At 65.7% G+C, this 8,775-nt stretch carries 7 protein-coding genes, 1 tRNA gene and 3 pseudogenes; 6 read left to right on the top strand and 5 right to left on the bottom strand.

Annotated features, from left to right (window positions below; translation table 11 throughout):
* The first annotated feature begins 73 nt into the window (after nucleotides 1–73).
* The 5 genes and pseudogenes from CSW58_RS08045 to CSW58_RS08025 all read left to right on the top strand — a co-directional run.
* Nucleotides 74–208, top strand: a complete 135-nt coding sequence (locus CSW58_RS08045) for an entericidin A/B family lipoprotein (protein WP_099446946.1) — start codon at nucleotides 74–76, stop codon at nucleotides 206–208.
* Between the two features lie 297 nt (nucleotides 209–505).
* Nucleotides 506–892, top strand: coding sequence for a DUF983 domain-containing protein (locus CSW58_RS08040; RefSeq protein ID WP_099446945.1), 387 nt, complete (start codon nucleotides 506–508; stop codon nucleotides 890–892).
* A 73-nt stretch (nucleotides 893–965) separates the two neighbouring features.
* Entirely contained in the window at nucleotides 966–1,121 is a 156-nt protein-coding gene (locus CSW58_RS08035) for a DUF3309 family protein (RefSeq protein ID WP_099446944.1), read from the top strand.
* 139 nt (nucleotides 1,122–1,260) lie between these two features.
* Nucleotides 1,261–2,586, top strand: coding sequence for an MFS transporter (locus CSW58_RS08030; protein WP_099446943.1), 1,326 nt, complete (start codon nucleotides 1,261–1,263; stop codon nucleotides 2,584–2,586).
* Nucleotides 2,587–2,628: 42 nt separating this feature from the next.
* Nucleotides 2,629–3,376: pseudogene (locus CSW58_RS08025) on the top strand (DUF599 domain-containing protein); the annotation flags it as partial.
* Between the two features lie 26 nt (nucleotides 3,377–3,402).
* Here the strand turns inward: CSW58_RS08025 and CSW58_RS08020 are convergent.
* Together CSW58_RS08020 and msrA are read right to left on the bottom strand one after the other, a co-directional pair.
* The gene (locus CSW58_RS08020) at nucleotides 3,403–3,753 is read right to left on the bottom strand and encodes an MmcQ/YjbR family DNA-binding protein (RefSeq protein ID WP_099446941.1); all 351 of its coding nucleotides are present in this window, start codon (nucleotides 3,751–3,753) and stop codon (nucleotides 3,403–3,405) included.
* On the bottom strand, nucleotides 3,750–4,406 hold the full coding sequence (gene msrA / locus CSW58_RS08015; RefSeq protein ID WP_099446940.1) for a peptide-methionine (S)-S-oxide reductase MsrA: 657 nt from the start codon (nucleotides 4,404–4,406) through the stop codon (nucleotides 3,750–3,752). Before msrA ends, CSW58_RS08020 begins: the two co-directional genes overlap by 4 nt.
* Before the next feature lie 153 nt (nucleotides 4,407–4,559).
* Here msrA and CSW58_RS08010 point away from each other — a divergent pair.
* Nucleotides 4,560–4,649 (top strand) — tRNA-Ser (locus tag CSW58_RS08010).
* 290 nt (nucleotides 4,650–4,939) lie between these two features.
* Here the strand turns inward: CSW58_RS08010 and CSW58_RS08005 are convergent.
* From CSW58_RS08005 to CSW58_RS07995, 3 genes and pseudogenes are all read right to left on the bottom strand, one after another.
* Nucleotides 4,940–5,137: pseudogene (locus CSW58_RS08005) on the bottom strand (transposase); the annotation flags it as partial.
* Nucleotides 5,138–5,206: 69 nt separating this feature from the next.
* Nucleotides 5,207–6,475 carry a TolC family protein gene (locus CSW58_RS08000; RefSeq protein WP_099446939.1) on the bottom strand — a complete coding sequence of 423 codons (1,269 nt, stop codon included), beginning with the start codon at nucleotides 6,473–6,475 and terminating at the stop codon, nucleotides 5,207–5,209.
* Nucleotides 6,472–8,708, bottom strand: a pseudogene (locus tag CSW58_RS07995) (efflux RND transporter permease subunit). Before CSW58_RS07995 ends, CSW58_RS08000 begins: the two are co-directional and overlap by 4 nt.
* Nucleotides 8,709–8,775 lie beyond the last annotated feature (67 nt).

Below are 8,775 nucleotides of genomic sequence, written 5' to 3'. Positions count from 1 at the left end.
CGCCGGCGCTGGCTTGTCGTTCACGACCTTCGCCGGTTAAGCTTCGCCGCCCTTCTTCAAACCGGATATCCCCATGCGCAAGATGATGATCCTGGCCGTCGCGACGGCCGCCCTGATGCTGTCGGCCTGCAACACCCTCGAGGGCGTCGGCAAGGACGTTTCAGCCGCCGGACGCGCCGTCAGCGACACGGCTCGCGACGCCAAATAGTCGCATTCCCCAGGGTTGCGAGCGCGGCCGGCCGGGTTCGCGCCGCGCCCGACCGGGGACAATTCTTAATCTAAACGCACCCTGCCGCCGCGGCGCCGCCAGCAAATGGCCTCATTTGCGCCTGCATGGCCAGACAGGCTTGGTAAACGACAGTTTAAGCTTAACCTTGCCCTCGGCCCCGCCGCTCTCGCTATTGGCGAAACCTTTCGTCTTGCTTCCGAAACAGGCCGGCATCATTGAGCGGAAATAGAAAGTGCGACCTTGCGTACTCTTCCATACGCCGATCGCCGGAGCCATATGAGCTGCATGAAATCGCCCCCTCCTCCTTCCGTCCTGACCGGCATCAAGCGTGGAATCCGGCATCGCTGCCCCAACTGCGGAGAGGGCCGCCTCTATTCGAAATACCTCAAGGTCGATCTCGATTGCGAGGTCTGCGGCCACCATCTGGCCGCCTATCCCGCGGATGACGGTCCGGCCTATTTCACCATCCTGATCATCGGCCACCTGTTCGTGGCGCCGCTGCTGCTGTTCCCGTTCATCTGGAAGATGTCGCCGACGCTGGTGGTGCCGCTGACCGTCCTGCCGCTTCTGGGTCTGACCCTGCTGCTGCTGCCACGCGTCAAGGGCGCGGTGATCGGCGCCCTGTGGGCCAACGGGCTGCGCAAGGCCGAGGACATCACCTAGGCGTTTCCGACCGGGTCCGGAACCTTCACAGCACCGACCGCATTCCCTCCTCACGCTTCAAGGGAGACGGAACTTGCTCGGCACAATTCTCATCATCATCCTCATTCTGGCCCTCATCGGCGCCCTGCCCACCTGGGGCCACAGCAAGTCGTGGGGCTATTTCCCCAGCGGCGGTCTGGGCCTGATCCTCGTGATCCTGATCATCCTGGTCCTGATGGGTCGACTCTAGGGGCTCTCGACCTCCAAGCCCGCCTTGACCACGCCCTGTCATCGTCCGGACCCGCCGGGCGATGACAGGCTCCGCACTTGGCTAATCGCGCGCCGTTCGCCTAAGGTCGCCGCCAATCAGGGGCGGGGACCGGAACGGCATGAACGACACCGGCAGCGCAACGCCCAGCGTCCCGACATCGACCACCCAGACCAGCGCGGCCAGCCGGGCCAGGGCCATCCTCGGCGGCTCGGCCGGAAATTTGGTCGAGTGGTACGACTGGTTCGCCTACGCCGCCTTCTCGATCTATTTCGCCAAGGTCTTCTTCCCCGAGGGCGACCAGACCGCCCAGTTCATGAAGACCGCCGCCATCTTCGCGGTGGGCTTCCTGGCCCGCCCCGTGGGGGCCTGGCTGATGGGCCTCTACGCTGATCGCGCTGGTCGCCGCGCCGCCCTGACCCTGGCCGTCGCGCTGATGAGCGTGGGTTCCCTGATCATCGCCCTGACCCCCGGCTTCAATGAGATCGGCCCCGCCGCCCCTGCCATCCTGCTGGCCGCCCGCATCCTGCAGGGCCTGTCGGTGGGCGGCGAATACGGGGCGAGCGCCACCTATATGAGCGAAATGGCCGGCAAGAAGCGCCGCGGCTTCTGGTCGTCGTTCCAATATGTAACCCTGATCATGGGCCAGCTGGTCGCCGCCCTGGTGCTGGTGATCCTGCAGGCGACCCTGACCCCGGCGGAGCTGTCGGCCTGGGGCTGGCGCGTTCCGTTCTTCATCGGCGCGGCCCTGGCGGTGATCGTGTTCTGGATCCGCGCCGGCCTGCACGAGTCGGCCTCGTTCACCGCCGCCAAGGCCGCCGGCGCGCCGCGCGCCGAGACCCTTTCCATGTTCCGCGACCACCCGCGCGAGGCCCTGGCCATCATCGGCCTGACCGCCGCCGGCTCGCTGGCCTTTTATGCCTACACCACCTACATGCTGAAGTTCCTGACCAACACCACCGGCTTTTCCAAGCCGATGGCCGGGGCGGTGAACCTGGCCACCCTGGTCGGCTTCATGCTGATCCAGCCGTTGTTCGGCTGGATGTCCGACAAGGTCGGGCGCCGGCGGATGCTGATCATCGCCTTTGGCGGCGGGGCGATCCTGGCCTGGCCGATCTTCAGCCTGGTGGCCAAGGCCACCGATCCGGTCGTGGCCTTCCTGCTGATCTTCGCGGCCCTGGTGGTGCAATCGGCCTATACCTCGATCAGCGCCGTGGTGAAGGCCGAGCTGTTTCCGGTCCATGTCCGCGCCCTCGGGGTGGCCCTGCCCTACGCGATCGGCAACGCCCTGTTCGGCGGCACCGCCGAATATGTCGCCCTGTGGTTCAAGAACGAGGGCATGGAGAGCGGCTTCTATCTCTACCTGTCGGGCATGATGGCCATCGGCTGCCTGATCGCCTGGCGCCTGCGCGACAGTCGCGACCACAGCCTGATCCTCGAGGACTGACGGGGCCTTCCCCCGACTCCCCCTGGGTCCTAGACTTCCCCCATGCCGATCCTCGACATCGCCGCCCTCACCCTGTTCGCCTTCTGCTGGCTGTTCTACGAGCCGCTGCTCAAGCGCCTGGGCGAAGGCGGCAATGTGATCAATACCGACATGACGGTGATCCGCCGCCGCTGGATGAGCGAGATGTCGCTGCGCGAGGTGCCGCTGCTCGACGGCCAGCTGCTGGGCCATGCGCTGAACTCGGCCAGCTTCTTCGCCTCCAGCAACCTGATCCTGATCGCCGCCGCCGCCGGCGTGCTGTTCGGCGGCGACAAGGCCTGGAAGACCATCGAGGGCCTGGCGGTGCTGGCCCCGGCCTCGTCGCTGATGTTCCAGATCAAGCTGGGCCTGGTGCTGATCACCCTGGCCCGGGGCCTGCTCGACTTCATCTGGTCGATCCGCCAGATGAACTATTGCCTGGCCGCCATCGGGGCCACGCCGAACGGCGCGCCGCTCGCGGTGCTGAGCGACTATGCCGAGGCGACCGGCGGCATCCTCAACCCGGCCCTGTCGGCCTTCAACACCGGCGTGCGCGGCTATTATTTCGCCCTGGCGGCGGCGGCCTGGCTGCTGGGGCCCATCGCCTTCATCGTCGCGGTCTCGGGCGCCATGGCCCTGCTGCTCTGGCGCCAGCGCCGCAGCCGCGCCTCGATCGCCGTGCGCCGGGTACGCCAGATCCTCGAGCAGCAGCCGGTCATTCCTGGGCGGCACCTGACCCAGGACCGGGGCGACCAGGGCTAGAGACGCCCTTCGGCCTCACGAAGGAGAGACGGGCCGTCACGCCAGACCGAGCTCGGCCCGCGCCCTGCGGGTCAGCTTGGCGGCGACCAGGGCATGGGCCTGGACCAGCCACCCGACGACCTCATCCTCATCCTGCCCCGCCAGGTCCGCGATCAGCAGCCATTGGGCCCGGGCCAGATAGGGGGCCGGCCGGGCGAGCCCGGCCTCCGTCAGCACCGCGAACGCCACCTCGCTGGCCTTGAACGAAAAGCCGCCGTCGCCGACCGCCCCGCCCAGCACGGCGAACATCTTGCCGCCCACCTTGTAGACCTGGCTGTCGCCCCACTGGACGCTGAGCGTCGCGCCCGGCAGGGCGATGGCGGCGGCGTGAAAGGCGGCTGGGGTCAAGAGGCCTCGACGCCGACCCCGATCGGACAGGTCACGCCGGTGCCGCCGATGCCGCAATAGCCGCCCGGGTTCTTGGCCAGATATTGCTGGTGATAGTCCTCGGCGAAATAGAACGGGCCGGCGGCGGCGATCTGCGTGGTGATCGCGCCCAGGCCCCGGGCCGCCAGGGCCTGGCCATAGACGCCCTTGGACGCCACGGCCGCAGCGACCTGGGCGTCGCTGGTGGCCAGGATCGCCGAACGGTACTGGGTGCCGACATCATTACCCTGGCGCATGCCCTGGGTCGGGTCGTGGTTTTCCCAGAAGGTCTTGAGCAGAGCCTCATAGGTGACGATCCGGGGATCGAACACCACCAGCACCACCTCGGTATGGCCGGTGCCGCCGCTGCAGACCTCCTGATAGGTCGGGTTGGGCGTCACTCCGGCGGCATAGCCGGCGGCGGTGACCCACACGCCGGGGACCTGCCAGAAGATCCGCTCGACGCCCCAGAAACAGCCCATGGCGAACACGGCGGTCTCCAGCCCCTCCGGATAGGGACCCTTCAGAGGGTGACCGTTGATGAAATGGCTCACGGCCGTCGGAATGGCCGCCTCGCGGCCCGGCAGGGCGGTCTCGGCGGTCGGGAGTTCGTGCGTCTTCTTGGCGAACAGCATGGGGCGGCCTCGGCTGGAAATCTCTGTCCGGTGATATAGGCGCGGATGAGCGCGGTTTCACCCCGCATGGCCGCTTGCCCCGGCGTTCGCCATGAGTATATTGCGCCCTCCCGCGCCGGGGGCCTCAACCGCTCCCGGGGAACTGGTGCGCAGGGTGAGGTGGCCGAGTGGTTGATGGCGCACGCTTGGAAAGCGTGTTTAGGTGAAAGCCTAACGAGGGTTCGAATCCCTCTCTCACCGCCACCCACTCCTCAATTATTCGCTGAGAAGAGATAGCGCATATTTTCATGCGACTATTCAAATGCCTGTGCGCCGAAATCTGACTTAGGCGACACGAAACCTCTGAATAGAAGCCAAATATCATTGACTGGACCGGCGCATTCTCAGGCGCACTGACGGCCGCTCAGGTTTGCGGCAAAAACACTCGTCTCAGCTCGCACGCCATTTCCCTGATAACAGGGCAATTGTCCGAATTTGCAGGGATTCGCCCCAAACGTCGCTTCGGGGCGTCTCGATAAACCGCTGTAATAACGCAGCTCGTTCAACGCCGCCTTGTCGAGCATGGCGTCGGCCAGCAACGACTTGAGCCGCCGGTTCTCGTCCTCCAGCGCCTTCAGCCGCTGGGCCTCCGACACGCCGTGCTTGCGGGCCAAATCACCCGCCCTCGCCCCGGCCTCGTTCTCCCGCAGGATCCCGATGATCTGCTCTTCCGTAAATCTCGATCGCTTCATGTCCGTCCTCTCAAGGGTCGGACTCTAGCTCCGCCTGGAGGAAAAAATCAGGGGCAGGTCACCGGACCTTCAATGTGCTTCTCCTAGTTCAGAAAGCCAGAGTTCGTGGGCGTCCAGCGCCAAACGTAGAAGTGCCGCATGCGCTGCAGAGCGAGCTCGCATCTCCAGCCGCTGGGCCTCAAAGCCTTGCCGCTTTGCCACGAGAAGATCAGTCAGATCCCGTTCTCCCAACTCATAGGCGCGCTGAATTCTGCTCGCGGCCAAACTGGCGGCCCGAACTGCACCTTCGGCATCGTCCCAGGCCAAAAGACTCGAGCGAGCTTCAATCACGTCACGCTTTGCCGAAAGATCGACGGCTCTGACTACCCGTGAATAACGCGCCTCTGCCGCCGAAGCGGCCGCCGCTTGCCGCTCAGCAGCCGCCGAACGCAAAGTGCCGCCCAAAGGGATGGACAGAACTATGCCCAATCCGGTTTCAGCCCCACCTCTCTCGTTGAAGGTGCGAAGGCCGATGGTAGGATCGGGCCGTTGATCCAGCTTTGCGCGGCGCGAGAGCGCAACCTCGCGATCAGCCAAGGCCCTGGCGATCGTGATCTCATGGCTGCGCTGAGGGATTACGGTCAGCCAGACTTCAAACGGCCGTAGCGGCGCCGAAGGTGCCGGCAGCGCGGGCGCCCGGACCGGGGTAAGCTGTGGATAGATCGTATCCAATTCGCTTCGAATGGCTTGCGCCGCACCCCAACTCATTGTCGCGGCAGATTTCGCGCGCGCCGTAGCCGCCAGGGCCTGATCTCGCTCAAGTGGCGCTGCGTCTTTGAGCTCTACTCGGCGCGTCAGGGCGATAAGATCACGCTCATAAGTATCCAACTCTCGGCGATCGATCTCAGCGAGAGCTTCGGCCTCGAGCCAACCTACCCAAAGGCTCGCAAACTGAAGCGAGGCCTGATGACGCGCATCCTCGATCAAGTCGCTCGCTGCACGTTCGCCAGCCGCGCCCACATTCAAATCCAGCGCGCGCTTTCCCTGCGACCGCCAGCCACGGCTGACCTGGGCGGACCATTCAGCATAGTCTCCCTCTCCCCGCACATGGCGACGATCGCTGGTCAGAGAGCCAACGAATTCGTGATCGCCCGCAGCGAACATCCGGGCCTGGGCCCGCGCGCCTTGCAGGCCCGCGCGGGCCTCGGCCAAGGCTGGCGACGCATCGAGCACCGTCAGGATTGCGGTATCAGACGGCAGAAAGGAAGGCCTCACGAAGCCTGTCGGCTCGGCTCCAGACGCTGTTGTCGCCACTGCCAAGGCAGCAAAGAGACCGGGGGTCAAAATACGGCGGATCACGACGCGGACTCCTCGATAGCGGCGCCGCGTTCCAGACCAAACCGGCGATAGAGAATGGGCAAAAGGATCAAGGTCAGCAGCGTCGAGGTGATCAGGCCGCCGACAACGACGATCGCGAGCGGCCGCTGGATCTCGGACCCTGGACCGCTGGCCAACAGCAGGGGCACGAGCCCAAGCGCGGTGATGCTGGCGGTCATCAGAACCGGTCGCAGCCGGCGACGCGCGCCTTCAACGATCGCCCGCTGAAGGTCCAGACCGCGGTCAAGCAGTTCATTGAAGTGCGAGACCAGCACCAGGCCGTTCAACACCGCGATGCCGAGAAGCGCGATCAGGCCCACGGCAGCTGGAACCGACAGGTATTCTCCCGACATCCAGAGGGCGACAACGCCGCCGATCATGGCGAAAGGAATATTGGCCAGGATCAGTAGGGCCTGGCGGATCGACCGGAGGGTCACGAACAGCACCAGGAAGATCAGGGCGAGGCTGGCGGGAACGACGACGCCCAGTCGCGCCGCGGCCCGCTTCTGATTTTCAAACTGTCCTCCCCAAACCAGTCGGTAGCCCTGGGGCAATGGAACGTCACGGGCGACATTGGCCTGAGCTTCCTTGACGAAGCCGACAAGGTCCCTGCCGGAGACGTAGGCCTGAATGACCGCAAAGCGCGACGCGTTCTCGCGATCGATCTTCACCGGCCCTTCGCGCCGCGCGACCCTGGCCACATCGGCCGCGCGCACCAGACCGCCGTCCGGGGTCGCGATCTGGGTCTGGAGAAAGGCGTTGGGGTCATCGCGAAGGTTCTGAAGGCCCCGCACGATGATCGGCGTCCGTCGGCCAGGTTCGAACACCACGCCGGCGTTGGAGCCCTCAAGCTGGGCTCGCAGTTCCGCCTGGATCGCCTGGACCGAAAGACCCGAGCGAACGGCCGCGCCGCGATCGACGTCAAACTGCAGATAGGACACGCCGTCGCCAGCAACCGTATAGACGTCGGCCGCCCCGCGCGTGGCTTTCAGGCTCGTCTCGATGGCCGTCGAAAGCTCGCCCAGGGTTTTCAGGTCCGGGCCAAACACCTTGACCGCCAGATCCCCTCGACTGCCCGTCAGCATCTCCGACACCCGCATCTCGATCGGCTGGGTGAAGGTGGCGTCGATGCCGGGGAATTCGGCGGCGACCTTTCGGATCTCCTCGGTGAGCCAGACCTTGTCCTTGCGGCGCCAATCCTTGCGGTCGGCCAGCACCAGGAAGCTGTCGGTCTCGTTGAGCCCCATCGGGTCGAGCCCCAGTTCGTCGGAGCCGACACGGGCGACGATCCGTTTGACCTCCGGGACCCTCGCCAGGATCGCCCGTTGCACGGCCATGTCCTGGCTGGCGCTGGCGTCAAGATTGATCGAGGGCAGCTTGGCCAGCTGCATCAGGATCGCCCCCTCATCCATGGTGGGCATGAAGCTCTTGCCGATCAGCAGATAGGCGACGACCGCCAGGGCCATGCCCCCGCCCGCCGCGCCCAGAACCGGCAGCGGGCGCGCCAGAGCCTTGTCCAGCTGCCGCGAATAGAAAGGGCCAACCCGGCGCATCAGCCAGGACTCGTGGTGCGGCCGCGCCTTGATCATCAGCGAAGACAGAACCGGGATGATCGTGAAGGACAGCAGCAGGGACGCGCCAAGCGCGAACACAATGGTCAGGGCCACCGGCGCGAACAGCTTGCCTTCCAGCCCTGAAGGCTGAGCAGCGGCAGGAATACGAGACAGATGATCAGAACGCCGGAGACGACCGGTGTGGCCACCTCTTTCACCGCCTCGAAGATCACATGCAGTCGGCGAGATCCGGTAATCTCGGGCTTGTCCAAGCGCTCGACGGTGTTCTCGACCACCACGACGGCGGCGTCGACCAGCATGCCGATGGCGATCGCCAGCCCCCCCAGACTCATCAGGTTAGCCGAAAGGCCAAAGGTGCGCATGAGCAGGAAGGTGGCCAGCGCCGACAGGGGCAGGGTCAGGGCCACGACGGTGGCCGCCCGCAGGTCGCCCAGGAACAGAAGCAACAGCAGGACCACCAGTACTGTGGCCTCCAGCAGGGCATGGGTCACCGTGCCGGTCGCGCGCTCGATAAGCTCCGAGCGATTGTAGAACGGGCTGATCCGGACGCCGGGCGGCAGAGAGGGCTGGAGTTCCGCCAGGCGGGCCTCGACGCGCTGGACCACGGCCTTGGCGTCGGCGCCGCGCAGGGCGATGACGATGGCCTGGGCTGTCTCGCCCCGACCATCCTCGGTGACCGCCCCGTAGCGGGTCAGGCTCCCCTCTCGA

It is taken from the genome of Caulobacter sp. B11, assembly GCF_002737765.1.
In the GTDB taxonomy this organism is placed as follows: domain Bacteria; phylum Pseudomonadota; class Alphaproteobacteria; order Caulobacterales; family Caulobacteraceae; genus Caulobacter.
Note: the sequence above shows the minus strand (reverse complement) of the source record. Positions and strands in the feature narration are given on the sequence as shown.